24 protein-coding genes and 1 tRNA gene are annotated in these 26,128 nt (G+C 71.5%); 21 read left to right on the top strand and 4 right to left on the bottom strand.

The window, feature by feature from the left end; all coding sequences use genetic code 11:
• The first annotated feature begins 91 nt into the window (after positions 1 to 91).
• The 8 genes from ACZ4TO_RS00570 to ACZ4TO_RS00535 all read left to right on the top strand — a co-directional run bounded on the left by ACZ4TO_RS00570 (position 92) and on the right by ACZ4TO_RS00535 (position 8,067).
• Positions 92 to 280 (top strand): ferredoxin, encoded by a 189-nt coding sequence (locus ACZ4TO_RS00570; protein ID WP_326783586.1) that lies wholly within the window; start codon positions 92 to 94, stop codon positions 278 to 280.
• Between the two features lie 5 nt (positions 281 to 285).
• A complete protein-coding gene (locus ACZ4TO_RS00565; RefSeq protein WP_468022971.1) occupies positions 286 to 1,494 on the top strand; it encodes an NAD(P)/FAD-dependent oxidoreductase in 1,209 nt (402 codons plus the stop codon).
• Between the two features lie 22 nt (positions 1,495 to 1,516).
• Positions 1,517 to 2,323, top strand: coding sequence for an acetoacetate decarboxylase family protein (locus ACZ4TO_RS00560; RefSeq protein WP_385037426.1), 807 nt, complete (start codon positions 1,517 to 1,519; stop codon positions 2,321 to 2,323).
• Positions 2,324 to 2,363: 40 nt separating this feature from the next.
• Positions 2,364 to 3,827, top strand: coding sequence for an aldehyde dehydrogenase (locus ACZ4TO_RS00555; RefSeq protein WP_451075222.1), 1,464 nt, complete (start codon positions 2,364 to 2,366; stop codon positions 3,825 to 3,827).
• Positions 3,820 to 4,755 carry a 3,4-dihydroxyphenylacetate 2,3-dioxygenase gene (locus ACZ4TO_RS00550; protein WP_468022970.1) on the top strand — a complete coding sequence of 312 codons (936 nt, stop codon included), beginning with the start codon at positions 3,820 to 3,822 and terminating at the stop codon, positions 4,753 to 4,755. The genes ACZ4TO_RS00555 and ACZ4TO_RS00550 overlap by 8 nt, the downstream gene beginning before the upstream one ends.
• A 9-nt stretch (positions 4,756 to 4,764) precedes the next feature.
• Positions 4,765 to 5,610: a fumarylacetoacetate hydrolase family protein gene (locus ACZ4TO_RS00545; RefSeq protein WP_451075224.1), complete on the top strand. Its 846-nt coding sequence runs from the start codon at positions 4,765 to 4,767 to the stop codon at positions 5,608 to 5,610.
• 202 nt (positions 5,611 to 5,812) lie between these two features.
• A complete protein-coding gene (locus ACZ4TO_RS00540; protein ID WP_382784615.1) occupies positions 5,813 to 6,436 on the top strand; it encodes a TetR/AcrR family transcriptional regulator in 624 nt (207 codons plus the stop codon).
• Between the two features lie 170 nt (positions 6,437 to 6,606).
• Entirely contained in the window at positions 6,607 to 8,067 is a 1,461-nt protein-coding gene (locus ACZ4TO_RS00535) for an APC family permease (RefSeq protein WP_382784617.1), read from the top strand.
• Between the two features lie 117 nt (positions 8,068 to 8,184).
• On the opposite strand, the gene ACZ4TO_RS00530 is transcribed toward ACZ4TO_RS00535, so the two are convergent.
• Entirely contained in the window at positions 8,185 to 8,895 is a 711-nt protein-coding gene (locus ACZ4TO_RS00530) for a type 1 glutamine amidotransferase (RefSeq protein ID WP_468022969.1), read from the bottom strand.
• 118 nt (positions 8,896 to 9,013) lie between these two features.
• Here ACZ4TO_RS00530 and ACZ4TO_RS00525 point away from each other — a divergent pair, with 118 nt between their 5' ends.
• Positions 9,014 to 10,504 (top strand): aldehyde dehydrogenase, encoded by a 1,491-nt coding sequence (locus ACZ4TO_RS00525; protein WP_468022968.1) that lies wholly within the window; start codon positions 9,014 to 9,016, stop codon positions 10,502 to 10,504.
• On the top strand, positions 10,501 to 11,211 hold the full coding sequence (locus tag ACZ4TO_RS00520) for a gamma-glutamyl-gamma-aminobutyrate hydrolase family protein (RefSeq protein WP_468022967.1): 711 nt from the start codon (positions 10,501 to 10,503) through the stop codon (positions 11,209 to 11,211). Before ACZ4TO_RS00525 ends, ACZ4TO_RS00520 begins: the two co-directional genes overlap by 4 nt.
• Before the next feature lie 125 nt (positions 11,212 to 11,336).
• Here the strand turns inward: ACZ4TO_RS00520 and ACZ4TO_RS00515 are convergent, their stop codons facing one another.
• Positions 11,337 to 11,909 carry a MarR family winged helix-turn-helix transcriptional regulator gene (locus ACZ4TO_RS00515; RefSeq protein ID WP_382784628.1) on the bottom strand — a complete coding sequence of 191 codons (573 nt, stop codon included), beginning with the start codon at positions 11,907 to 11,909 and terminating at the stop codon, positions 11,337 to 11,339.
• A gap of 119 nt (positions 11,910 to 12,028) precedes the next feature.
• On the opposite strand from ACZ4TO_RS00515, the gene ACZ4TO_RS00510 reads away from it, so the two are divergent.
• From ACZ4TO_RS00510 to ACZ4TO_RS00495, 4 genes are all read left to right on the top strand, one after another.
• Positions 12,029 to 12,101 (top strand) — tRNA-Trp (locus tag ACZ4TO_RS00510).
• 105 nt (positions 12,102 to 12,206) lie between these two features.
• On the top strand, positions 12,207 to 12,608 hold the full coding sequence (locus tag ACZ4TO_RS00505) for a YciI family protein (RefSeq protein ID WP_385037440.1): 402 nt from the start codon (positions 12,207 to 12,209) through the stop codon (positions 12,606 to 12,608).
• Positions 12,605 to 13,882, top strand: a complete 1,278-nt coding sequence (locus tag ACZ4TO_RS00500) for an RNA polymerase sigma factor (RefSeq protein ID WP_468022966.1) — start codon at positions 12,605 to 12,607, stop codon at positions 13,880 to 13,882. The genes ACZ4TO_RS00505 and ACZ4TO_RS00500 overlap by 4 nt, the downstream gene beginning before the upstream one ends.
• A 93-nt stretch (positions 13,883 to 13,975) precedes the next feature.
• Complete coding sequence (locus ACZ4TO_RS00495; RefSeq protein WP_468022965.1) at positions 13,976 to 14,896, top strand: phytoene/squalene synthase family protein; 921 nt, start codon at positions 13,976 to 13,978, stop codon at positions 14,894 to 14,896.
• 42 nt (positions 14,897 to 14,938) lie between these two features.
• On the opposite strand, the gene ACZ4TO_RS00490 is transcribed toward ACZ4TO_RS00495, so the two are convergent.
• Positions 14,939 to 15,499 carry a DUF6817 domain-containing protein gene (locus tag ACZ4TO_RS00490; protein ID WP_468022964.1) on the bottom strand — a complete coding sequence of 187 codons (561 nt, stop codon included), beginning with the start codon at positions 15,497 to 15,499 and terminating at the stop codon, positions 14,939 to 14,941.
• A 123-nt stretch (positions 15,500 to 15,622) separates the two neighbouring features.
• On the opposite strand from ACZ4TO_RS00490, the gene ACZ4TO_RS00485 reads away from it, so the two are divergent.
• The 4 genes from ACZ4TO_RS00485 to ACZ4TO_RS00470 all read left to right on the top strand — a co-directional run bounded on the left by ACZ4TO_RS00485 (position 15,623) and on the right by ACZ4TO_RS00470 (position 20,300).
• Positions 15,623 to 16,201 carry a DUF4240 domain-containing protein gene (locus ACZ4TO_RS00485; protein ID WP_385037453.1) on the top strand — a complete coding sequence of 193 codons (579 nt, stop codon included), beginning with the start codon at positions 15,623 to 15,625 and terminating at the stop codon, positions 16,199 to 16,201.
• 191 nt (positions 16,202 to 16,392) lie between these two features.
• Positions 16,393 to 17,439, top strand: a complete 1,047-nt coding sequence (locus ACZ4TO_RS00480; RefSeq protein ID WP_468022963.1) for a hypothetical protein — start codon at positions 16,393 to 16,395, stop codon at positions 17,437 to 17,439.
• A 22-nt stretch (positions 17,440 to 17,461) separates the two neighbouring features.
• The gene (locus ACZ4TO_RS00475) at positions 17,462 to 18,667 is read left to right on the top strand and encodes a hypothetical protein (RefSeq protein ID WP_468022962.1); all 1,206 of its coding nucleotides are present in this window, start codon (positions 17,462 to 17,464) and stop codon (positions 18,665 to 18,667) included.
• 271 nt (positions 18,668 to 18,938) lie between these two features.
• Positions 18,939 to 20,300, top strand: a complete 1,362-nt coding sequence (locus ACZ4TO_RS00470) for a beta-1,3-glucanase family protein (RefSeq protein WP_468022961.1) — start codon at positions 18,939 to 18,941, stop codon at positions 20,298 to 20,300.
• A 58-nt stretch (positions 20,301 to 20,358) separates the two neighbouring features.
• Here the strand turns inward: ACZ4TO_RS00470 and ACZ4TO_RS00465 are convergent, their stop codons facing one another.
• A complete protein-coding gene (locus ACZ4TO_RS00465; RefSeq protein ID WP_468022960.1) occupies positions 20,359 to 21,966 on the bottom strand; it encodes an FAD-binding oxidoreductase in 1,608 nt (535 codons plus the stop codon).
• Positions 21,967 to 22,036: 70 nt separating this feature from the next.
• Between ACZ4TO_RS00465 and ACZ4TO_RS00460 the strand changes: the two genes are divergently transcribed.
• The 3 genes from ACZ4TO_RS00460 (at position 22,037) to ACZ4TO_RS00450 (ending at position 26,060) form a co-directional block, all read left to right on the top strand.
• Entirely contained in the window at positions 22,037 to 22,711 is a 675-nt protein-coding gene (locus tag ACZ4TO_RS00460; RefSeq protein ID WP_468022959.1) for a TetR/AcrR family transcriptional regulator, read from the top strand.
• A 235-nt stretch (positions 22,712 to 22,946) separates the two neighbouring features.
• Complete coding sequence (locus ACZ4TO_RS00455) at positions 22,947 to 24,428, top strand: extracellular catalytic domain type 1 short-chain-length polyhydroxyalkanoate depolymerase (protein ID WP_451075238.1); 1,482 nt, start codon at positions 22,947 to 22,949, stop codon at positions 24,426 to 24,428.
• A gap of 186 nt (positions 24,429 to 24,614) precedes the next feature.
• Positions 24,615 to 26,060, top strand: a complete 1,446-nt coding sequence (locus ACZ4TO_RS00450; RefSeq protein WP_468022958.1) for a 3-hydroxybutyrate oligomer hydrolase family protein — start codon at positions 24,615 to 24,617, stop codon at positions 26,058 to 26,060.
• Positions 26,061 to 26,128 lie beyond the last annotated feature (68 nt).

The raw sequence follows: 26,128 nt of genomic DNA, 5'->3' as shown, positions 1-26,128 counted from the left end.
CTTGGCCGAGGGGCCCGGTCCGACATCGGTCGGGCCCCTCTCTTCCCCTTCCCTCCCTGCTCCGACGCCCGTATCCACAGGAGGACCGGCCATGAAGGTCGTCGTCGACATGATCAAGTGCCAGGACCACGGCCAGTGCGTCTTCGCCGCCCCCGACGTCTTCTCGATGGACGACGACGGCCACCTCGCCTACGTCTCCGACGTGGACGAGGCGCTGCGCGACGAGGTCGAGGAAGCCGCCGACGTGTGCCCGCTCCAGGCCATCCGGATCGAGGGCTGATCCCGATGACGGGACACGTCGTCGTCGCCGGCGCCTCGATGGGCGGTCTGCGCGCCGCCGAGCAACTGCGCGCGGCGGGCTGGACCGGCGCCGTCACGGTCGTCGGCGACGAGCCGCACATGCCGTACAACCGGCCCCCGCTCTCCAAGGAAGTCCTCGCGGGCAAAGCCTCGTTCGAGTCCCTCGCCTTCACCCCGAAGGCGGCCGCCGCCGACGTCGCATGGCGGCTCGGGACGCGGATCACCTCGGCCCGCCTGGACGAACGCGTCGTCGAACTCGCCGACGGCGAGGTGATCCCGTACGACGGACTGGTCGTCGCCACCGGCATGCGCCCCCGCCGGCTCCGGTGCCCCGGCCCGCTCGTCGGACGCCACACCGTACGCACCCTCGCCGACGCCCAGATCCTGCGCGACGCGCTGATCCGGCCCGGAGCGCGGGTGGTCGTCGTCGGCGCCGGATTCATCGGCTGCGAGGTCGCCGCCACCGCCGTGGGACTCGGCGCGGCAGAGGTCACGGTCGTCGACCCGCTGCCCCTGCCCATGGTGGGACCGCTCGGCGAACTGCTCGGCGGCGCGCTGCTCAAACGGCACGAGGAGCGCGGAGTGCGCTTCGCGCTCGGAGCGGGGGTCGCCGGGTTCGAGGGCGGACAGCGCGTCACCGGAGTCGTCCTCGGCGACGGCACGGTCCTCCCGGCCGACGTGGTCGTGGAGTCGGTCGGCTCGGTCGCCAACACCGAGTGGCTGGACGGCAACGGCCTCGACCTGACCGACGGCGTCCTCACTGACGAGCACCTGCGCGTCGGCGGCCGCCCCGAGGTCGTCGCGGTCGGCGACGTCGCCCGCTTCCCCAACGCCCGCTACGACGGCGCGCCCCGCCGGGTCGAGCACTGGTCCATCCCCACCGACACCGCCAAGCACGCCGCGAAGGTCCTCGCCGCCCATCTCGACCGCAGGGAGGCCGAGTTGGCTCCCTTCGCGCCGCTGCCCACCTTCTGGAGCGACCAGCACGAGTTCCGGCTCCAGTCCTTCGGCTCGCCCCTGCTCGGCAAGGACGACGTGCGGATCCTCGAAGGCGACCCGGACGGCGACGTCGTGGTCGGCTACCACGCCGGCGACCTGCTGGTCGGCGTGGTGGCCCTCGGCGGCCAGGCCGCCGCGCAGCGCGCGGCCCGCTACCGCGCCCACCTGCTGAAGCAGCCCGCCCTCACCGCGTAACGAAGCGTAAGGAATCCCCGCTATGTCCCCTGTCCGTGGCTTCTTCCACCCCAAGACGGCCGGCGGCACCTCGTCGCTCGTCCCGTCCCCGCCGTGGCGCTACTCGGGCGACCTGCTCACCGTCGAGTACCGCACGGACCCCGCCCGCGTGCGTGAACTCCTGCCCGAACCGCTGGAGTTGGCCGACGAGGACCCGGGCGCGGTCGCGCTGATCTGGGCCGACTGGCAGTCCTGCTCCGGCTCCGGCGAGGAACTGCTCGACCCCGTCCTCGCCCAGTACAAGGAGGCCTTCGCGGTCGTCCGCTGCAAGTACCGGGGCCAGACCTACACCCGCTGCGTGTACATCTGGGTCGACAAGGACTTCGCCATCGCCCGCGGACTGCACCAGGGCTACCCGAAGAAGCTCGGGTCGATCCACCAGACCCGCCCGCACCCCTACGGCCCGGCCCCGCGCATCGAGGCCGGCGCCCGCTTCGGCGCCACCCTCGCCGCCGCCGACCGGCGCCTGGCCCAGGCCGTCGTCACCCTGCGTGAACCGTCCGAGACCAACGGCTTCGTCAACAGCCACCCCATGGCCCACCACCGCTGGCTGCCCTCCATCGAGAAGGGCAAGGGCCTCGCGCTCGACGAACTGATCGAGTCCGGCGCCGCCTCCTTCGAGGGCGGACAGGCCTGGACCGGCGACGCCGAGCTGGAACTGTTCGAGGCGCCCACCGAGGAACTGGCCCGGCTGGAGATCCGCGAGCCGATCGCCGCCTACTACCGGCAGGTCGGCGTCGTCTGGGACGGCGGACGCCTTCTGGAGTCCGGCACCTCCGGCGCCGAGTGACCGCGACCACCGTACCCACCACAGGACTTGGAGTCCGGACATGACCGAGCACACCCTCACGGTGGCCGGGGTCGCCGTCGACACCCGGCACTGGATCGGCGGCGAACGCGTCGCCTCCGCCGAGACGTTCACCGACGTCTCACCGATCGACGGCAGCGTCCTCGGCGAGATCTCCCGGGGCACCGCGGCGGAGGCCGAAGCCGCCGTCGCCGCCGCGAAGGCCGCCTTCCCCGCCTGGGCCGCCACCCCCCGCGCCGAGCGGGCCCGCATCCTGCACGCCGTCGCCGACGGCGTGGAGAAGCGGATCGAGGACCTGGCGATCGTCGAGACCACCGACAACGGTGCCCTCCTGCGCTCGCACCGCCGAGGCGTGATGCCGCGCGTGGCCCACAACTTCCGCTTCTTCGCCGACTGGCTCCTCAGCCTGGACCACGAGGACTTCGAGACCCGCGGCCACACCAACCACGTGAGCTGGGACCCGGCGGGCCCCTCGGTGCTCATCACCCCCTGGAACGCCCCGCTGATGCTGTCGACCTGGAAGGTCGCCCCGGCCCTCGCCGCCGGCAACACGGTCGTCCTCAAGCCCGCCGAATGGACCCCGCTGACCGCGTCCCTGCTCGCGGACATCGCCGCCGAGGCCGGACTGCCCGCCGGCGTCCTCAACATCGTCCAGGGGTACGGCTCCGAGATCGGCGACGCCCTCACCTCGCACCCCGACGTGCGCCGCATCAGCTTCACCGGTTCCGTGCCGACGGCCCAGCGGATCACCGCGTCGGCGGCCGCGAACCTCACCCCGCTCAGCCTCGAACTCGGCGGCAAGTCACCGCTGCTGGTCTTCGCGGACGCCGACCTCGACCTCGCCGTCGACCTCGCCGTGGAGCAGTACGACAACGCGGGCCAGGTCTGTCTCGCCGCCACCCGCATCCTGGTCGAGGTGTCCGTCGCGGAGGAGTTCACCCGCCGCTTCGCGGAGAAGGCCGCCACGATCGTGCAGGGCGACCCGCGCGACGAGGCCACCGACATCGGCCCGAACATCCACGAGCGCCAGCTCGAGAAGATCGACGGATTCGTGCGGCGGGCGATCGACGCCGGCGCCCGCGCGGTCGTCGGCGGCCACCGGGGCGAGGGCCAGTACTACGCGCCGACCCTCCTCACCGACGTCGCCCAGGACTCCGAGATCGTCCAGGAAGAGGTCTTCGGACCCGTCCTGACCCTCCAGACCTTCACCACCGAGGACGAGGCGGTCCGCCTCGCCAACGACACCCGCTTCGGGCTCGCCGCCACCCTCGCCACCGGCGACCGGGACCGCGCCGAACGCGTCACCCGGCAGCTCGTCGCCGGGACGGTCTGGGTCAACTGCTTCTTCGTACGCGACCTCCAGGCACCCTTCGGCGGCTCCCGGCACTCCGGCGTCGGCCGAGAGGGCGGCACCTGGAGCTTCGACTTCTACTGCGACCTGAAGAACACCGTGACCGCGCCGAAGGGATGGAAGGACCATGGGTGAGATCGTCGGGGCGGGACTGCTCGCACACGTCCCCACCATCGTGCTCCCCGAGGAGACCCGGCTGGAGCTGAACGAGGGCAAGGAGATCACCCTCGTCACCGGTCTGGAACAGCTCCGCGGGGACGTCTTCGACCGCGACGACTACGACACCGTCGTCGTCCTCGACTCGCACTGGGCCACCACCGTCGAGTTCGTCGCCGCCGCCCAGCACCGCAGGGCCGGCCTGTTCACCTCCGAGGAACTGCCGCGCGGCATGAGCCGCATGCCGTACGACTATCCCGGAGACCCCGAACTCGCCCACAACATCGCGAAGTTCGCGGACAAGCACGGCACCTGGATCACCGCGATCGACGACGACTACCTGCCCGTCTACTACGCCACCATCAACCTCTGGAAGTTCCTCGGAGAGGGACTGCCCGACAAGCGGTGGGTGACCATCGGGGTGTGCCAGACCGGCGACATGGAGGACCACCTGCGCCTCGGCCGGGCCCTCGCCGACGGCATCGCCGCCACCCCCGGCCGCCGGGTGCTGATCATCGCCTCGGGCGCCCTGTCGCACACCTTCTGGCCGCTGCGTGAACTGCGCGACCACGAGTCCAGCGACCCGGCGCACATCTTCACCCCCGAGGCGCGCGAGGCCGACCTGGAGCGCATCGCCTGGTTCAAGGAGGGCCGCCACGACAAGGTCCTCGACACCATGGACGAGTTCTGGAAGTACAAGCCCGAGGCCAGGTTCTTCCACTACCTGATGATGGCCGGCGCCCTCGGCGAACAGGCCTGCGTCGCGAAGGCCCGCCAGTACGGCTCGTACGAGAACTCGATCGGCACCGGCCAGGTCCACCTCTGGTTCGACCGCCCCGCCGACGGCTGGACCGGCGCGGGATCCCCCGCTGCCGCCGCACCCCACAACCCGCACCGACGTTCCTAGGAAGCCGCCATGCCCGAATACCGCCGCATCCTCCTCGACGGCGCCGCCGTCCAGGTCACCGTCGACGGGGACGAACTCGTCGCCGGGGACGGCCGCCGCGTCAAGACCGAGGAGGCGCAGCACCTTCCGCCGGTGGTGCCCTCCAAGGTGATCGCCGTCCACCTCAACCACCGCAGCCGCGTCGACGAGTTCGGGATCACCCTGCCCGACACCCCGACGTACTTCCACAAGCCCACCTCCTCCCTCAACTCCCACAAGGGCGCCATCGTGCGTCCCGAGGGCTGCAAGTGGCTCAACTACGAGGGCGAGGTCGCCATCGTCATCGGGCGGACGGCACGCAACATCTCGCCGGCCGAGGCGGGGGAGTACATCGCGGGCTACACCGTCGCCAACGACTACGGCCTGCACGACTTCCGGGACACCGACGCCGGCTCCATGCTCCGCGTCAAGGGCTCCGACACCCTGTGCCCGCTCGGCCCCGGCCTGGTCACCGACTGGGACTTCCGCGGCAAGAGCCTGCGGACGTACGTCAACGGCGAGGTGGTGCAGGACGGTTCGACCGACGAGATGCAGTGGGACATGCACTACCTCGTCGCCGACATCGCCCGCACGATCACGCTGTACCCCGGCGACGTCCTGCTCTCGGGCACCCCGGCCAACTCCCGCCCCGTGCAGCCCGGTGACGTCGTCGAGGTCGAGGTCGAGGGCCTGGGTCGGCTCACCAACCACATCGTGACCGGCCCGACCGCGATCCGCGCCGACGTCGGCGCCCAGCCCACCGAGTCCGAAGAGGTCCTGTCCACCGCGCTCGGCGGGGACTGGGAGTTCCGCGGAATCCGCCCGCCCCGGCGCTGATGCGGGCGACGCGACCGCGCCGTACCGGGTGTCACGGAGAAGGACGCCCGGTACGGCGCCCCAGCCCCAGCCCCAGCCCGGGCCCTCGGGGCGGGTACGCCGACACGGGCGGGAGCGGGTTCGCCGGCGGGCCCGCGGACCGGTTCCCGGCCCCGGTCTGGCCTGTGCCGGGCCCCGTGAACAGGCGGGTAGGGTCGCAGCCATGACCGAATCCGCCGAGACCCCCGAGGCCCGCAAGCCGCGCCGGCGCATGAACTACGGAGAGGGCCGCGAGGCCCTGCTCAACGCCGCCGTGCGCGTCGTGGCCAGGGGCGGGCTGCGCAGGCTCACCTACCGGGCCGTGGCGGAGGAGGCCGGCACCACGCACGGACTGGTCGTCCACCACTTCGGCTCCCGCGACGCGCTCATCGAGGAGGCCGTCGCGCACGCGATCCGCACCTCCCTCGACACCAGCGCGCTGGAGCCCGGCACCGGCAAGGTCGAGGACTTCTCGGTCGGAGTGTCCGACATGGTCACCGCCGACCCGGACATACAGTCCTTCCAGTACGAACTCCTGCTGGAGGCCAGGCGCCGCCCCGAACTGCTCCCGCACCTGCGCGCGTTGTACGACCAGTACTTCGACGCCACCGGACGCGAGCTGTCCCGCATGCTGCCCGACGGATCCGGGCAGCCGCTCACCCGCCTCGTCTTCGCCGCCCTCGACGGCCTGGTGCTGCACCAGCTCGTCTTCGGCGGCCCCGAGATCACCGACGCCGCCATCGAGGAACTGCGCTCGCTGCTCCGGCTGGTGCAGGAGCGGCACACCGACGCCGAGGGCCGCGACTGAGGCTCCGGACGGCGCGTTGCGAGGCCCTGGACGCCGGTCGTCCGGGGCCTGTCGCGTTCCCGGGAGGGAAACCGGGCCCAGCCCCTTGTCAAACGGATAGTTCCAGCCCAGTATGAGGCAACTCGTTTGGCCTGAAACGAATCCCTCTTCCTCCCTGGCAGGTGATCCGAGTGGACAGTCAGACAGCGGTCGTGAACCAGACCGCGCCCGACGCCCCCACGGCAGGCAAGCTCAAGCCCAACTCGCTCGGCGTTCTGGGCATCCTTTTCTTCGTCCTCTCCGCACAGGCGCCGCTGACCGGCGTCGCGGGAGCGGTCCCGATCGCCGTCGGCGTCGGCAACGGCGCGGGGGCGCCCGCCGCCTACGTGGTGGCGGGTCTGATCACCCTGCTCTTCTCCGTGGGCTTCGTGGCCATGGGCCGGCACGTCGTCGACGCCGGCGCCTTCTACACGTACATCGGCAAGGGCCTCGGCCGGACCGTCGGCACCGGCTCGGCTGGCGTCGCCCTGTTCGCGTACTGCGCGATCCAGGCCGCCATGTACGGCCTGTACGGCGCGACCGTCAACGGACTGCTCGCGCACTACACCGGCCTGGACGTGCCCTGGTGGGCGTGCGCGCTGGTCACGATGGTGATCGTCCAGGTGCTCGGCAGCGCCGGCATCGAGATGGGCGCGAAGGTGCTGGCGGTCTTCGTCCTGGCGGAGTTCAGCATCCTGAGCGTCTTCGCGCTGGTCACCTTCTTCAAGGGCGGCGGGCCCGAGGGGCTGGCCTTCACGGAGTCCTTCTCGCCGAGCGCGGCCTTCGACGGCGCCCCGGGTGTGGCGCTCATGTTCGCCGTGGCGTCGATGATCGGCTTCGAGGCCACAGCGATCTACGGCGAGGAGGCGCGCGAACCCCGCAAGACGGTCCCGCGGGCCACCTACGCGGCCGTCGCCTTCGTCACCGGCTTCTTCGGCTTCGCCTCCTGGATGCTGGTCTCCTCCTACGGCCCCTCGAAGGTGTCCGCGGCCGCGGGCAAGGCCCTGGAGAGCGGCGACTCGACGAGCTTCGTGTTCGCGCCCATCGCCGACCTGCTCGGCACCTGGGTCAACGACGTCCTGCCCGTCCTGCTGGCCACCTCCCTCTTCGCCGGCATCCTCGCCTTCCACAACTCCGCCAACCGCTACCTGTTCTCGCTCAGCCGCGACGGACTGCTGCCCGGCAAGCTGTCGTCGATCAACCGCCGGCACTCGCCCAGCGTGGCCGGCTGGGTCCAGACGGCCGTCGCGGTCCTCCTGGTGGTCCCGTTCGCGCTGGCCGGCAAGGACCCGGTGCTCACCCTGTTCTCGTGGGGCAGCGGCGTCGCCGTCCTCGGCATCATGGCGCTGTACCTGCTGACCTCGGTCTCGGTGGTGGCCTTCTTCCGTCGCGAGCGCCTGGACACCCGGCCGTGGAACACCCTGATCGCCCCGTCCCTGGGGGCCCTCGGCGTGGCCGGGGCGATCTGGCTGATCGTCCAGAACTTCACCACCCTCATCGGCGGTGAGGGGAGCACGGCCCTCGTGCTTGAACTGACCGTCCCGGTGGTCCTGTTGCTGGGCGTCTTGGCGGCACGGTTCACCCGCGACAAGGCGGGTGCCGCCCGAGGCTGACACAGGCCGGGCCGGGTGACCGGCCCGGCCCGTTCCGTCGTATGCCGGTCGCCCGGCCCGGCCCGTCGCATTCCGGGCGCCCGGACCGGTCCGCCGTACGCTCGTCAGCCGCTCCGGTCAGCCGACCGGGCCCGCCATCCGGTCGAGGAACCCGTCGACCAGGCGGCGGGCGTTCGTCCGGGCCAGGGGTTCCATGGCCCGGCTCCGCGCCAGCAACGCGCCGGGGTCCACACCGTGGCGTACGCACTGCTCCGCACCACCGGACTCGATCCAGCCCCGCACCATCGCCGTGGTGATCTCCGGATGGAACTGCACCCCCAGGGCGTGGTCCGTCCGGAACGCCTGGACGCACACCTCGTTGCGGGCCACCACCTCGGCGCCCGGCGGCAGGACGCAGCGGTCGAAGTGCCACTGGAACCAAGGACCCGGCACCACCAGGGACGGATCGTCCGTGGCGACCTCGACCCAGCCGATCTCCGGACGCCGCGACGCCTCCACGTGGCCGCCGAGCGCGGTGGTCAGCGCCTGGGCGCCGAAACAGACGCCGAGCACCGGGACGCCGAGATGGTGCGCCTTGCGCAGGAGTGCCAGTTCGCCGTCGATCCACGTACCGACAGCCGTCCGGTCGTAGACCGACCACGGGGCGCCGAGCGACACGATCACGTCCCAGTCGCCGGCGTCGGGGAAGTCGAACGCGACGTCCGGCGTCCGGTGGCGGTGCTCGGGGACGACCGTCACGACCGTGAGGTCGTACCCGCGCTCCTCCAGCCGGGCGCCGACCAGCCCCGGCTCCGTCACGTGGTCGTGCTGGACGACGAGTGCGCGCACCTGGCGCTCCCCTCCCCGACGGGTCCCAGGACCTGTCGGCAATCGAATCCTCGAGCCCTTGTGATGGCTCCGCCCCGACTCTATCGTTTGGGTTCAAATAACATTTGGGAGGTCTCGCATGACGGACGTCACCCACGAGGAGTGGCTGCTCCGAGCCAAGTCCCTGGAGCATTCCGGCGCCCATCACATCGACGGCGCCGACGAGGGCGGCTCGGGAGCCGCCTTCGCCGCCGTCTCGCCCCGTGACGGCCAGGTGCTCACCCAGATCGCCGACGCCGGCACCGCCGAGGTGGACGCGGCCGTCGCCGCCGCCCGCCGCGCCTTCGACAGCGGCCCGTGGCCACGCCTCGCGCCCGCCGAGCGCGGCGCGACGCTGCTGCGCATCGCCGACCTCCTCCAGGAACGCCGCGCCGACCTCGCGCTCACCGTCAGCCTGGAGATGGGCAAGCCCGTCACCGACGCCCACGACATCGAACTGCGCGCCCTGATCAACACCTTCCGCTGGTACGGGCAACTCGCCGACAAGGTCACCGACGAGTCCCCGCACACCGCCGCGGACGCGCTCGCCCTTGTCACCCGGGAACCGGCCGGAGTCGTCGGCGCCGTCGTGCCGTGGAACTTCCCCCTCACGCTCGCCGGCTGGAAGATCGCCCCCGCGCTCGCCGCCGGCTGCACGGTCGTCCTCAAGCCCTCGGAGAACTCGCCCCTGTCCGCGCTCCTCCTGGGCAGGATCGCCACCGAGGCCGGACTGCCGCCGGGCGTCCTCAACGTCGTGGGCGGCACCGGCCCCGTGGCCGGCCGGGCGATCGGCCTGCACCCGGACGTCGACGTCCTCGCCTTCACCGGCTCCACCGCCGTCGGCCGCCACTTCCTGCACTACGCCGCCGACTCCAACCTCAAGCGCGTATGGCTCGAACTGGGCGGCAAATCACCGAACATCATCCTTCCCGACGCACCCGACCTGGAGAAGGCGGCCGCCACCGCCGCCTGGGGCATCTTCTTCAACCAGGGCGAGATGTGCACGGCACCCTCCCGGCTGCTCGTGCACACCTCGATCGCGGAACAGGTCACCGAGTCCGTCGTACGACGCGCACGAGAGCTGCGGATCGGCGACCCCCTCGACCCGGCCACCGAGATGGGCGCCCTGGTCGGCGAAGCGCACCTGGGACGGGTACAGGACCACATCGCCACCGGCCTCGCCGACGGCGCCCGGCTGCGCACCGGCGGCTCCCGCACCCTGACCGACACCGGGGGCAGCTACCTGGAACCGACCGTCTTCGACCGCGTGGACCCCGGCATGAGGCTCGCCCGCGAGGAGATCTTCGGCCCGGTCCTGTCGGTCCTCACGTTCGACGACGTCGACGAGGCCGTACGACTGGCCAACGACACCGAGTACGGCCTCGCCGCCGGCCTCTGGACCTCCGACCTCTCCACCGCGCACCGGGTCTCCCGCGCCCTGAGGGCCGGCACGGTCTGGGTCAACTGCTACGAGGAGGGCGACCTGACCGTCCCCTTCGGAGGCATGAAGCAGTCGGGCAACGGCCGCGACAAGTCGGCCCACGCCCTGGAGAAGTACACCGAACTCAAGACCACCTGGATCCAGTTGTGACGCGCCCCCTGATCGCCGTACCGGCCCGCTTCTCCGCGACGACCTCCGCCCTGCGATACGCCGCCGAGGTCAACGCCCGTGCCCTGATCGAGGCGGTGTGGCGGGCCGGCGGCGAACCGGCGACCATCCACCCGGCCGATCCCTCCGCCACGGACGTGACCGCGCGCCTCGCCCGCTTCGACGGTGTCCTGCTCCCGGGAGGCGGCGACCTCGCGCCCCACCGCTACGGAGCCGCCGACACCCACGACAGCGTCTACGACGTGGACGACCTCCAGGACGCCTTCGACCTCGAAGTCGCGCGGCGGACCCTCGACTTGGGTCTTCCGTTGCTGGCCGTCTGCCGAGGTCTCCAGGTCGTCAACGTTGCTCTCGGCGGCACCCTGGAACAGGACATGGGCGGCCCCGAGCGCGAACACCGGCACGTCGTGCACCCGGTGGCCGTCGAGCGGGGAACCCTGCTGGAACGGGCCACCGGAGCGCAGAAGATGGAGGCGTCCTGCTACCACCACCAGCGCGTCGAGCGCCTCGGCTCGGGCCTGACGGCCACCGCGCGCGCCGCGGACGGGACCGTGGAGGGCCTTGAACTCCCGGATACCGAAGGGTGGTTCACGGCCGTGCAGTGGCACCCCGAGGACACGGCCCACGAGGACTCCGCCCAGCAGGCGCTGTTCGACGCGCTCGTCCGGGCGGCCGGCGGGGGGCGTTGAGCCGGAGAGGGGCCTTGATCCGGTTGCGGGGTTGCGGGGTTGCGGGGTTGCGCCCGGGGCTACGGGCGCCGGGCTGGTGGTCTGCGGGGGAGATCCCGCAGCCGTCAGCCGTCAGCCGTCAGCCGTCAGCCCTTCGCCCGGCGGCCGCTGCGGCGGGGTGCCGGTTCGGCGCCGTCGAGCAGGGTGAGGCGGCGTTCCTCGCCCTCCTCCTCGACCTGGCGTACGACCTGCCGCAGTCCTTCGGCGACGCTGTGGCAGTCCTCTTCGCTGAGCCGGGAGGCGACGAACGCCTCCTCCTCGTTGAACCGCGGGAACAGGCGCTGCATCAGCGCCTCGCCCTCGTCGGTGAGATCGAGCAGCTTCAGCCGGCCGTCGGAGGGATGACCCGACCGCGTCATCAGCCCCCGCCCCTCCAGGGTCCGCGAGACACCGGTGAGCGTGCCCTTGGAGATCCCGGCCTCCTCGGCGACGTGCCGGGTCTCGGACTCGCCCCAGATCCAGACCACCCAGAGCACGACGAAGGACGTCCAGGTCAGATCCGCGTCGCGCAGGACCGAGTTCTCCAGGTGCTGGCGGACCGCGGAGGCGGCCCGGTAGATGTTCGCGACGACCGCCATCTGCTCGCGGTGTACCGGTAGGCCGCCCAGCTTCGCAGCCGCCAGCTTTTCCGCTTCGGTGATGGACCGCTGGCCGGGCACGGGCACGCTCCCTTTGATCGTTCGGACCCAAATTGTACGGGACGTACCCCACCGGTCCCGAGGAGGCGGAAAACCGGTGGAGGGGGACCGGGCGGGTCGTGCAGGCCGGCACGTGTCGAAGGGGTGTAGCTCAGAGGCCAGAGCGCCGGCTTCCACATCCGGACGTCGCAGGTTCGACTCCTGCCTCCCCTGCCGTGGATTCCCGGAATTTCCTTCCGGCGATGTAGAGAACCCGTAGGTGGCTCCGTTCGTAGGGGAGTGCGTCACACTGGGCGCGCCGAAGATCGAGGAGTTCACGTGCCGAAGTTCCTGCTGATGGTCAACCACGACGGTGGAGAGTTCGAGCAGCCCATGGACGAGTGGGCTCCCGACGACATCACGGCGCACTTCGACTACTACGAGGCGCTGACCGGGGAACTGGTCGAGAGCGGTGAGATGGTGCAGTTCACCGGGCTGGCCGACCCGCGTCTGGCCAGGATCGTGCGCTCGGACGGAGCCTCGGCGCCGGTGGTGACCGACGGTCCGTTCCCCGAGTCCAAGGAGGTCCTGGCCGGGTTCAACGTCGTCGACGTGGAGTCCGAGGCCCGGGCCCTGGAGATCGCCGCCAGGATCTCGGCGGTGCCCGGCCCCGGCGGCGTGCCGACGCGGCAGCCGGTCGAGGTGCGCCGGGTCATGAACGACGTCGCGTTCGACCTGTGACCGACGCTCCGACCGTCGAGGACCTGCTGCGCGAGCTGGCGCCGCAGGTCCTGGGCACGCTCGCGCAGCGGCTGGGGGACTTCGACATGTGTGAGGACGCCGTCCAGGAAGCCCTGATCGCCGCCGCCCGGCACTGGCCCGCGCACGGGGTGCCGGAGAACCCGCGCGGCTGGCTGCTGCGCACCGCGACGCACCGGTACACCGACCGGATGCGCAGCGAGACGGCACGACGGCGTCGTGAGGAACGCGTCGCGAGGGAGCCGTTCCCGGCCGTAGGTCCGGCCGACGACGACACGCTCGCGGTGCTGTTCATGTGCTGCCACCCCGCGCTCACGCCCGCCTCGGCGATCGCCCTGACCCTGCGGGCCGTGGGCGGACTGACCACCGCCCAGATCGCGGCCGCCCACCTGGTGCCCGAGGCGACGATGGCGCAGCGCATCAGCCGGGCCAAGCAGCGGCTGAAGGTGTCATCCGTGCGGTTCGAGGTGCCCGTACCGGGTGCACCGGACTGGCCCGCGCGGCTCGGCTCCGTCCTGCACGTGCTGTATCTCCTGTTCAACGAGGGTTACACCGCCTCGGGCGGTCCGGTCCTGCACCGGGCGGACCTGTCCGGTGAGGCGGTCCGGCTGGCCCGGCAGGTGCACCGTCTCCTGCCGGCCGAGGGCGAGGTGGCCGGGTTGCTGGCCCTGATGCTGCTGACGGAGGCCCGCCGCCCGGCGCGCACCGGCCCGCACGGCGAGCTGATCCCGTTGACCGACCAGGACCGCACACTGTGGGACCGCCGCTTGATCCAGGAGGGTTCGGCGCTGCTGATGGGCACGTTCGCGAAGCGAGGCAGGCCCGGCACCGGCGCGAAGCCGGGGCGGCCCGGCGCGTACCGGTTGCAGGCGGCCATCGCGGCCGTGCACGCCGCCGCCGTTCGCGCGCGGGACACCGACTGGCGGCAGATCCACGGTCTGTACGAGTTGCTCGAACACGTGACGGGCAATCCGCTGGTGACGCTCAACCGCGCCGTAGCCCTCGCGATGGTCGACGGTCCGGCCGCCGCCCTGGCGCTGCTCGACCGACTCGCCACCGAAGGACGCGGTGCCCTCGTGGACCACCACCGGATGCACGCGGTGCGGGCCCACCTGCTGGAGATGGCCGGGGATCCGACACCGGCGACGCACCACTACCGCCTGGCGGCAGCCCTCACCACCAGCACCCCAGAGCAGCGCTACCTCACGACCAAGGCGGCCCGCCTGCACGAGAGTTCACGCCCGACGACCGGATGACCCCTGCGCGCGCGGGTGCTCGGCGGGGCGAACTCGTACGCTTCACCAGCACACCTCCGCCCCGGAAGTCACCGGCAGAGTAAGGAACGCGACATGCCCACGTGGACCCGCACGCTGCGCGAGGCCGGCATCACCGAGCCGGACCTGCGGACCGCGTACGACCGACAGCGGAGGTTCGTACGGCGGTTCAGGACCGCGGAGTATCTGACCGTCCGGCTCCTGCTCCCGGCGCGCCTGCATCCACCGGTCATCGCCGCTGTCGCCTTCATGCACGAGACGGACGAGCGCATCGACACCGGGACACGCGCGGCGCGCGGTGCGGCGCTGGAGTCGTGGGCCTCCGCCACCCGTGCGGCACTCGACGGCCCGACCGCCACCGATCCGACGCTTCGCGCGCTCGTCGACGCGGCGGACCGACACCCCCAACTGAGGCAATCCGTCGAGGACTTCCTACGGGGAGCGCGACACGAGGTCGACTACACGGGCTTCGACACCGAGGACGAGCTCCAGTCCTACGTCGACGGATACTCCCTGCCCGCCTTCATGCTCCTGGTCTGTCTGCTGGAGCGAGCGGACACTGGGAAGGACGAAGTGTTCGTACGGCGTTGCCGTGATCTCATCGAGGCGATGCAGCGCATCGACTTCCTCGACGATCTCGCCGAGGACGCGGGGGAGCGGCAGGTCGGCATCCCGGGCAAGGATCTGGAACGTCACGGCCTGTCCGTCGAGGTTCTGCGGAGCCCCACGGACGCCGTCCGCGCGCGTCTGGGGCAACTGGTCCGGGAACAGGTCGACTTGGCGCGCCCGGGACTGTCCGCGAGCCGTGAGTTGGCCGACTTGGTGCCACCAGGGACGCGCCCCTTCATCACCGCGCTCCTCCAGGTGCAGGAACTCCGACTGGACGCGGTCAGCCGGAAGGGCGGGGGCCTGGCCGACGGCGGCGCGCGTCCTTCCGTGCCGGCGCTGTTGGGCGTACTGGCGCGTCAGTACCGCGCCGCACGGCGGACGAGGTAACGGGCGGCTCGGTGATCCATCGCCCGGCCCGGGTTCAGTGGCTCAGTCCTGGGGAGCCGCGGCGAGCACCGCTCGGCAGTCCGACCAGGCCGCCCGGCTCAGCAGGGGGCGGAATCGGGTGAACAGGGCGAGGAGTTCGGCTCCCCACTTCCGGCGGAAGTCCGGGTCGATGCGGGCGAGGTCGAGTTCGTTGGCGGCGGACAGCTCGGCGAAGTCCCGTAGGAGGTGGGGCTCCGGGGTCTCCGTACGTCCGGTGAACCGATTCCGGAAGCCCCCGTCGGCGTCCGCGAGCGTCGGATAGGTGGCCGTGCGGTCGCATGAGGCGTAGAGGTACACGATGGCTTCGGCCTCGGCGCCGATGACGTCGGTGAGTTCGGAGCGCCTGTCCGGAGACAGCAAGGCGGTGGCGAACCCGTCGGTACCGTAGAAGGCGTGGCAAAGACCCGCCAGTTGAAGCGCGGGACGAGCTCCCCACAAGGCGAGTCTGTCCTGGACACGTTGGCAGTGCGCCAAGAGCGTGCCGCCCGGATGCGCGATGTCCGCGGCGCCGAGCTCGCGCAGCAGGGCGACGGCCTGGTCGGCGGAGGCGGGAGAAGGAGGCATGCGGCGGTGCCCTTCGGTCTCGGGGAATCCACAGGTCGCGCCACCACCGTAGTCCCGGACATCAGGGCATGGGCGCGACCGTCGAGACGCTGTTGTCAGACCCGGGTGACACAGTGCCGGGCCATGGACATCTCCGAGTTCTGGACCACGATCGAGGCCGCGCGGTCGGCCGCCACGGCGGACAGGTCGTTCGCCGAAGTGCTGACCGACGAACTGGCCACCCGTACCAAGGAAGACATCCTGAGCTATCAGGAGCGCTTCGACGAGGCGAGCGGCGCGGTGTACCGATGGGAGGTGTGGGCCGCCGCCTATCTGATCGGCGGAGGCTGTTCGGACGACAGCTTCATGGACTTCCGCGCGGGCCTCATCGCCCAGGGACGCGACTGGTACGAGAAGGCGGCAGCGGCCCCTGACCGACTCGCCGAGCACCCTTCGGTGATCGCCGCGGCCGGGGCGCACCGCGACGAAGCGCTCTTCGACGAGGACGTCAACTACGTCGCCGCCCGGGCGTTCGGGCGCATCACCGGCGACGAAGACGACTTCTACCAAGCGTGGACCGCATACGAGGCCTCACGCGCCCGCTCTCTCCAGGGCGACGACGACATGGGCGAGGACTTCGACTTCGACGACGCGGCCGAGATGCACAGCCGCCTCCCACGCCTGGCGGCCCTGTGCCTGGGCGACATCGCGCACCAGCGGTAGCCGGAACGAGGCACCCGCGGGGCACACCTGAGCGGGCGCGGCATCCGCGCGGTGATCCCCGTGCCGACGGATCATCGTCGCCGTCGGCCGCGGAGGGGCAACCGGGCGGGAGCCGGCCTGCGTTGGAGCACGCGGCCTGGAGGCGTGGAGGGACACGCCCATTGTCAGACTCGGCTGGCAGCATCACCGCCATGACCGCCCACTTCACCACCCCACCGCGGCCGTTCGACATCACCGCGCTCTTCCCTCAACTGGCCCCGCTGGCACGGACGGCGACCCGGCTGCATCCGCGCCCCGGATCCCCGACCGTGCACGACAGTTCCGTCGGCGGGCCGCTCCTGTGGCCCGCCGACGAGCCGTGGCCGTACTGCGACGAGCCGCACGACAGCCGCGCGTCGCTGAGGGTCCTCTCCCCGGGCGACATCCGGTTCTTCCGCCGTGACCGCGCCGCGGCGGCCGGGCGGCTCCGCCATGACCCGGAGGCTCCCCAGTGGACCCCCGAGGAACGCGAGACCTGGAAGCGGATCGGTGCGGGCCGCCCGTGGTTCGACGGCCCGATCCCCCTCGTGTCCGTCGCGCAGCTCTACGCCCGCGACGTCCCCTTCCCCTGCCCGCCCGACGCGGACCTCCTCCAGGTCCTGTGGTGCCCCTTCGACCACGAGATGGCCCACCCGAAGACCGCGCTCTTCTGGCGTTCCTCCGCCACCGTCACCGACGTCCTCGACGCGCCGCCCGAGCCGCCGATCGTCCAGTCGGCGTCCTACCTCCCGGAGCCGTGCCTGTTCTCACCCGAGCAGGTCACCGAGTTCCCCAACCCCTCGGAGCTGAGCCAGGACCTTCAGGACCAACTGGACGACATGAGCCGCTGGGAGACGATCGATCCCGCGCGGTACGACGCGTACGCGGACGACCCCGGCGAGCTCTACCTGAACAACCTCTGCCACGCCCCCGGTTGGAAGACCGGCGGCTGGACCCGCTGGAGTCCCACCGACCCCGTCGACCGCTCCTGCCCCGAGTGCGGCATCGAGAGGGTTCCGCTCCTGACCATCGCCTCCTCGGAATGGGACGGCGGCAGCGAGACCTGGATCCCCGACGAGGAACGGGCGAACCCGACCCCGGTTCCCCTGGGCACCCAGGCCGGCGACTTCACCGAGATCGACATCACCGGCGGCAACAACCTCCAGCTCCATGTGTGCCCGGCGTGCCCGGACCATCCGCACATCGAACTGGTCCAGTGAGCCCTCGCGGACATGCGACCTCGTGCCCGCCGACTCCGCCGACTCCGTCACCGCGGCCGGGCCCGGCCGCGTCGGACCCGACCCGCCGGGCACCGACGTCACCGGCGCCGATCGAGGCGGCAGGGGACTGTCAGTGGCCGGTGGCAGGATCATCGACATGGTCTTCGTACGTACGACTCCGCCGCGGCCCGCCGATGTGGCCGCGGTCTTTCCCGAGCTGGCTTCGTCCGCGCGTCCTGCGATGCGGCTGCATCCCCGCCCGGGGTCGCCCTCGGTCAGGGAGAGCTCGGTCGGCGGGCCGTTGTTGTGGCCGGCCGACGAGCCGTGGCCGCACTGCGAGGACGCGCACCTGCACTTCGACAGTTGGTTCCGCGAGTCGCCTGCCATAGTGCGGCTCGAACGACGTCAGCGGGCCCGGTGGCGCCCCGATGCCGGTGATGTCGAGCCGACGCCCGAGGAGGAGGCGCTCAAGGAACGAAGCGCCGCGAGGCTCGCGGAGCGCCTCGCCGTCAGCCCTCCGCCCGCGGACTGCCCCGTCCCCATGCTGCCCGTGGCCCAGCTCTATCTGCGTGACATACCCCTGCTGCGGCCGCCCGGCGAGGCCGATCTGCTCCAGATCCTCTGGTGCCCCTACGACCACGAACCGGACAACAAGCCGTCGACCGCGCTGTTCTGGCGGTCCGCCGCCGAGGTCGTCGACATCCTCGCCACACCGCCGGAGCCGTTCGAGGCGAACTATCCGGGCTATGTGCCGGAGCCGTGCCTGCTGGCACCGGAAGCGATCACCGAATACCCCGACAGCCTCGATCTGAGCCCGGAGATGCGGCTGATGGTGGAGGACATGAGCAGATGGGAGGCAGCCGGTGTCAGCGTCGACAGCGCCTACGGGGACTATCCGCGGGACTTCTACGACTGCGAGCTCGCCGACGCTCCCGGCTGGAAGGTCGGCGGCTGGCCTCCGTGGGGCCGCACCGACCCGTATCGCCGCCACTGCACTGTCTGCGAGGCGCAGATGGTCCCGCTGCTGACCATCGCTTCCTTCGAATGGAGCGGCGGTGAGGGATGCAGTTGGGCACCGCGCGAAGACCAGGCCGCCGCCCACGCCGCCCGTCGCGGGGGCCAACGCCTCTCGCAGCCGACCGCGGTCGAAGTGGGGAGCACGGACAACATGCAGCTCTACGTCTGCCCGACGTCCCCCGAGCATCCGCACACCGACCTGATCCAATGAGCCGTGGGGGCGGCAGCGGATTCGTCTTCGTCTCTTGAAGACGAGGTCCGGCGCGGGGCCGGTCGCGTCGTCGGGGTTCGAACGCGGTGGCTCGCGGACGGGGCGGAAGCGGTGACGGATCGGGCTCCGGGAGGCCCGGCACGGGAACTCCCTTTATTTCAGCTTCAGTTGTTGACGTCTGGAACGTCCGGGGATACAACCCGGAGAGAGCGCTCTCCGTCTGCTGTTGCTCCGCCCCCACGCACGCCGACCCGGCATGAGGAGATCCCGCATGCAGTCCTTAGCCAGCGCCAGCGCCCTTCCCCGGCGATCGTCGAGCAGAACCGCACGGGCCCGTACCGCCCTCGGTCTCGTCGTCGTCCTGCTCGCCGCCTGCGTCGCCTTCCTGAGCCCGGCACCCGCGCACGCCGCCGATCAACTGCTGTCCCAGGGACGGCCCGCCACGGCCTCCTCGGTCGAGAACGGCTCCTTCCCCGCGGGAGCCGCGGTCGACGGCAACACCGGCACCCGGTGGTCCTCGGCCTTCTCCGACCCCCAGTGGCTGCGCGTCGATCTCGGGTCGGTCCAGCAGATCACCCGCGTCACCCTGAACTGGGAGGCCGCCTACGGCAAGTCCTTCCAGATCCAGACCTCCACCGACGCGAACTCCTGGGCCACCGTCCACTCCACGACGACCGGCACCGGTGGCACGCAGAACATCAACGTCACCGGCAGCGGCCGCTACGTCCGTGTCCTCGGGACGACGCGCGCCACCCCGTACGGCTACTCCCTGTGGGAGTTCCAGGTGTACGGGCCCGGAAGCACCACCCCGCCGGACGACTTCTGGGGCAGCACGAGCGACATTCCCGCCGCGAACAACGCCGTCGAGGTCAAGGTCCTCAACCGCACGAACGGCAAGTACCCCGACAGTCAGGTGTACTGGAGCTTCAACGGCCAGGTCCACTCCATCGCCGAGCAGCCCTACCTCGACATGCCGGCCAACTCCGCGGGCCGCATGTACTTCTACCTCGGCTCACCGGCGAGCTCGTACTACGACTTCATCGAATTCACCGTCGGCAACAACGTGTTCAACGGCAACACCACACGCGTCGACGCCTTCGGGCTGAAGATCGCCATGCGGCTGCACTCCAAGGACGGGTACGACGTCGAGGTCGGTGAGAACCGGCAGACCTTCGCCGAGGACCGCGCCACGACCTTCCAGCGGTTCACGGCCGCCGTCCCCGACCCGTTCAAGGTGCTGGCCCAGACCCAGTCCCCGTACCGGATCATCGCGCCCGGCAGCGACCCGAGCTTCCGCGCGGGCGGCGCCAACGCCAACTACTTCACCGCCTACGCCCAGTCCGTGGGCGTGAACGCGGCGACCTCCGACATCTTCGGCTGCGCGGCGGCCCTCGCGAGCAACCCGAACATGTGCGCCGCGCTCAACCGTCACGTGGCGACCCTGCCGGCCTCCCAACAGGGCGACCCCGCCCAGTACTACAAGGCCGCGCCCGCCAATTACTACGCCAAGTTCTGGCACGACAACGCGATCAACAACCTCGCCTACGGCTTCCCCTACGACGACGTGGCGGGCCAGTCCTCGTTCGTCTCCCACGGCAGCCCGCAGTGGCTCCTGGTCGCCGTCGGCTGGTAGCCGGGGGCCCGCGGTCACGGGGCGGCTCGGCCCCGTGACCGCGGTGAAGGGAACCGGTTCAGCGAAGGGGGTCGATCACGACTCCGGGATTGAGGATCCCGGACGGGTCCAGCACGGCCTTGCCCGCCCGCAGGGCCGCGGCGAACAGGTCCGGGCGCTGCCGGTCGTACCACGGCCGGTGGTCCCGGCCCACCGCGTGATGGTGGGTGATGGTGGCGCCGTTCGCGATGAGCGCCTCGGAGACCGCCTGTTTGATCTCGTCCCACTGCTCTACGGTCCTGCCCCACGTGCCCGCGGCGTAGACCCCGAAGTACGGGGCGGGGCCGTCGGGGTAGACGTGGGTGAACCGGCAGGTCACGACACCCGTGGCGCCGACCTGGCGCATGGCGTCCCGGGCCGCGGCGTCGACGGCCGCGCGGAGTTCGGAGAACCGGTCCCAGGTGCAGGCCGTCTCGAACGTCTCCACGATCATGCCCTGAGCCGCGAGGGCGTCCCGCTGGTAGGGCATCCGCAGGAAGGAGGCGCGCCAGGTGTCGGCGGCCGCGGTCCGCGCGGCCGTGTCCGCGGTGTCGGTGTGGCGCGGCGGCTCCGGCAGGGTGCCCCCGTGATCGCGGCACAGTTCCAGGGCACGTTCCATCCAGGCGGTGACGGGATGATCGGCGGACTCGAAGCCGAGCACGAGGACCGCGCTCGGACTGCCCGCGTTGATGAACGCCTCCATCGGGTCCAGCAGACGGCAGTTGGCCGGATCGAGTCCGGACTGCGCCAGCGCCCGTACGGCCCGGACTCCCGCTTCGTAGTCCTTGAAGGCGACCGACGCCCCCGCCCGCCAACGTGGCCGGTCCTGAAGTCGTACCCAGGCCTGGGTGATGACACCGAGGCTTCCCTCGGAGCCGAGGAACATCCGGTCGGGCGAGGGGCCGGCACCGGAGCCCGGGAGGCGGCGGCTCTCCACGACACCGGCGGGGGTGACCACCCTCAACGACTCGGTGAGGTCGTCGATGTGGGTGAGGCGCGTCGCGAAGTGACCGCCGGCCCGGGTGGCCAGCCAGCCGCCGAGCGTGGAGAACTCGAAGGACTGCGGGAAGAAGCGGAGCGTGTAGCCGTGGGGCCTGAGCTGCTCCTCCAGGTGCGGGCCGAGGGCACCGGCCTGCACCAGCGCGGCCCGGCTGGTCCCGTCGACCTCCAGAACCCGGTTCATGGAGCCGAGGTCCAGGCTGACCACTCCGGCGTACTCCGCACCCGTACGGGCTTCGACGCCTCCCACGACCGAGGTGCCGCCGCCGAACGGCACGACCGCGATGCCGGCGCCGTCGCACCACTCCAAGGTCCGCACCACCTCGGCCTCCGACGTGGGCCGCACCACGAGGTCCGGCACATGGGGCAGCTTTCCGAGCAACGCCCGGACGACGTCACGGAACGCCTGGCCGTGACTGTGCGCCAGCCGGTCGCGGATGTCGTACGACGCCGAGGCGGCCAGCGCCGGGGGAGCCGTGACCCGGCTCGGTGCCACCTCGAACGACTCCACCGGAGGCGCCGGGTTCACGGTCAGGTCCGCGTCCGGAAGCAACTCGGCCGTGCGCCGGGTGAGTTCCGCCCGCTCCGCGCCGGTCACCGCGTCCTCGACGTTTCCCCAGCCCCACCACGAACGCGTCTTGCCGCTCATCGTCTCCCCAGGCGCTTGAATTGAACGTTGGGTAACTTACCGCCCGGTCACTTTGGCATAGGGTGGAGACATGAGCAAGCAGCCGAGGGCGACGCAGGGCGTGGGAACCAAGGGGATGCCGCGCAAGGACCGGGAACGGCTGATCCTGGAGGCCGCCGCCGAGGAGTTCGGCGCGAAGGGCTACGCGCGCGGGTCGACCGCGCACGTGGCGGCGCGGGCCGGCATCACCAAGCCGATGATCTACGAGTACTTCGGATCGAAGGACAGCCTCTATCTGACCTGCCTCGACCAGGCGGGCACCCGCCTCGTCGAAGCCGTCGGGTCCGCCCAGCGGGGGCCCTCCGACCTCTCGCGCGCCGTACGCACCCTGGAGGCCGTCTTCCGCGCGCTCGAATCGCGACTGCACGACTGGGAACTCGTCTACGACGGGACGCTCCCGGCCGAGGGCCGGCTGCACGATGCCGCGGCCGTGTACCGGAGGGAACTCAACCGGATGGGCGCCGTCGGTGTGTCCGAGTTCCTGCACACCTCCCCGGCCGTGGAACCCCTCGACGCCGACCTCGTCACCCATCTCTGGTACGGGACCGTGAGCGCCGCCGTCGCCTGGTGGCGGCACCACCCCGAGCAGACGGCCGACGAGATGGCCGCCCGCTTCGAACGCATCGTCGCCGTGCTCTGCCCGGATCTGTGGGCGACCCCGGAGAGCCCGGAGAGCCCGGAGAGCCCGGAGAGCCGTACGAGGTGACACCCGGGGCATCCGGCACGCCCGGGGGATCATCGGACAACCGCTCGGCCTAGCAGACCGGGCGGCGCTCCCGCAATCCGCGCGATGCCGACTGACGTGCCGACGGTTGTGGTGTCGGACGCCATGTCACGGCGGTCACAGGCGGTCGACTCTGGGGTTCCGCAAAGCCCCGCGCGACGGAGTCAGGGACGGCTCCGTACGTGCGGGGGCCGGACACCCCAGACAAGGAGCCGCCGTGCAACGCCCCACTCCGCCCCGAACGCGCCGGAACAGGCCGGCCCCGCTGCTGAGCCGCCTCCTCACCGTCGTGGCCCTCGTCCTGGGGGTGGCCCTGACCGGCCCGGCGCCCGCAGCGCAGGCCGCCGTGCCGGTCACCCGGGTCACCGACTTCGGCTCGAATCCGGGCCAGTTGAACATGTACGTGTACCGTCCGGCGTCCCTGCCCGCGAAGCCGCCCGTGGTCGTCGCCCTGCACGGGTGCACACAGAGCGCTCAGGTCTACGCCGACAACTCCGGACTGCCCGCGCTCGCCGACCGGGACGGCTTCGTCCTCGTGCTCGCCGAGACGACCTCCTCGAACAACGTCAACAAATGCTTCAACTGGTTCCAGACGACGGACAACCGACGCGGACAGGGCGAGGCCCTCTCCATCAGCCAGATGGTGAGCCACGCCGTCGCCGCCTACGGGGCCGACCCCGGTCGGGTGTACGTCACCGGCCTCTCCGCGGGCGGCGCCATGACCTCCGTGATGCTGGCCGCCTACCCCGATGTCTTCGCCGCCGGCGCGGTCGTCGCCGGTCTGCCCTACGACTGCACCCGCGACAACAGCCCGTACACCTGCATGAACCCCGGAGTCGACCTCGCCCCGAGCGCCTGGGCCCAGCGGGTCCGCGACGCCTACCCCTCGTACGGCGGTCCCTGGCCCCGTACGGCGATCTGGTACGGCGAGCAGGACACCACCGTCGTGCCGCGCAACGCCACCGAGCTCCGCGACCAGTGGACGGCGGTCCAGGGGCTGTCCCAGACCCCCACCCGCAGCTCCGTGATCGGGCCCGACTCCACCCGGCACGACGAGTATCTGGCGGCGGACGGCACGGTCGCCGTCGAGGTCGACGCGGTACCGGGCATCGGGCACGGCACCCCGGTCGAACCGGGCAGCGGTGCCCAGCAGTGCGGAGCCACCGGCGCCCCCTACTTCCTTGACTCGATCTGCTCCGGCTACTGGATCGCCCGCTTCTTCGGCCTCGAAGGCTCCGGATCCGGCGGCGGCTCGCTGCCCGCACCGACGGGACTGGCCACGACCGCGGTCACCGACACCGGCGTCGGCCTGACCTGGGGCGCGGTGAGCGGCGCCGCCGACTACGCCGTGTTCCGCGACGGCGACCCGGTCGCAACGGTGAGCGGTACGTCGTACACGGACAGCGGACTGAAGGCGGGCACGACGCACACCTACGCGGTCGCCGCGCGCGACAACACCGGTGCTGCGGGCCCCCGTTCGGGGACGGTCACCGTCACGACCACCGGCGGCGCCACCGCCGCCTGCTGGACGAGCAGCAACTACGCCCACGTCCAGGCCGGCCGGGCCGTCACCAGCGGCGGCTACACGTACGCCAAGGGCTCCCAACAGAACATGGGTCTGTACAACACCTTCGTCACCCACACCCTGAAGGAGTCACCCGTCGGCACCTACACCATCGCCGACGGCGGCTGTCCCTGACCGGACCTCAGGTTGCTTGAAGACGACCGAATGCGGACCGCCATGGTGGCCGACCCCGCTCCCGCCCCCGCCATCATGGCGGCCCCGCACATGTCCCCACCGGGCCTCCCCTCACTGGCCTCCGGCGCGTCCACCCCACTTCTCCCGCCCCACTTCACCCCACCCCACTCGGATGCGAGGTCCCTGATGCCGCACCCCCGTACGGACGCCACCTCACCCGGCGGACGACCGCCCCGATGGCGGGCCGCGCTCTGCGCGCTCGTGCTCGCGACCGCCGGTTCGGGCGTCCTCGCGTCAGCCAGCCTGTCGCCCGCCGTCGGCGGCCACGGCCCGCACACCGAGCCCTGTTCCACCGGCGGCCATCCGCGGGTCCCCGGCGCCGCCCACCAAGAGACCTTCTGCCTGGACGAGTTGACCACCGCCGGGACCGTGGCCTCAGGCCACACCGACCCCGCCGACTACGCGGGTCTGACACCCAAGGACCTGCCGACGCCCAGCGGCGTGCCCGGGACCCAGATCGACGGCTACTTCCCCGACACGTCCACCACCAACACCAACCACGGCTGGAACCACGACGCCCAGTTCGTGATCCGGCTGCCCGACCACTGGAACGGCGGACTCGTCGTCGCCGGGACACCGGGCAACCGCGAGCAGTACGCCAACGACCGCGCGATCTCCGACTGGGTGCTCGCACGCGGCTACGCCTACGCCGCCACCGACAAGGGCAACACCGGTCTCGCCTTCCACCGCGACGGCCGCCGCCCCGGTGACGCCGTGAGCGAGTGGAACACCCGGCTCACCCAGCTCACCCGGGCAGCCCGCACGGTCGTCAAGGAGCGCTACGGGAAGGCCCCGTCCCGCACCATCGCCACCGGCATCTCCAACGGCGGCTACCTGGTCCGCTGGCAACTGGAGAACCACCCCGAGCTCTACGACGGGGGAGTCGACTGGGAGGGCACGCTCTGGAACTCCGACGGCGGCCTGCTCGGCTTCCTGCCGGCCGCCCTGCGCGCGTACCCGGACTACGCGGCCGGCGGACCCGGCGCCGACGCGGCCCGGGACGCCCTGCACGCGGCCGGCTATCCGGCCGGGTCGGAGTTCCTGTGGCCGTACCACTACAAGACCTACTGGGACCTGACCCAGCGCATCTACCGCGAGGAACTGGACCCCGGCTACGACGGGGCGACCGAGGCCGGAACCCCCTTCTGCGCCTCCGGAACCCCCGGCTGCGACGCCGACTACGACTACGGCACGCGACCGCGGTCCGTGCACCGGGCCGTCGACCGCATCGCGCTGACCGGACGCATCGGCAAGCCCCTGATCACCCTTCAGGGAACGCTCGACGTGCTGCTGCCGATCAGCCGTGACGGTGACGTCTACGCCCGCATGGTGCGCGAGGCCGGGCGGGGCTCGTTGTTGCGGTACTACCGCATCGCGGACGGGACCCACACCGACTCGCTCGTCGACGCCTTCCCGGACGAGCTCCGCCCGATGACCCCCTGCCACCGCTCCGCCTTCGTGGCACTGGAACGCTGGCTGACCGGCGAGGAACGCCCTCCGGCCGGCCACACCGTGCCGCGTCCGGCCGACGCGGACGCCTCGGCGCTGCTGACCGAATGCCCCTTGGAATAGCCGCGTCGGGCCCGGTGGTGCCGTACCGCCTCACGGGGAGCCTCGGCACCGGCGTCCCCATACGCCGT

Source organism: Streptomyces sp. NPDC028298, assembly GCF_055565895.1.
This window is presented reverse-complemented; position numbering and strand designations above follow the sequence as displayed.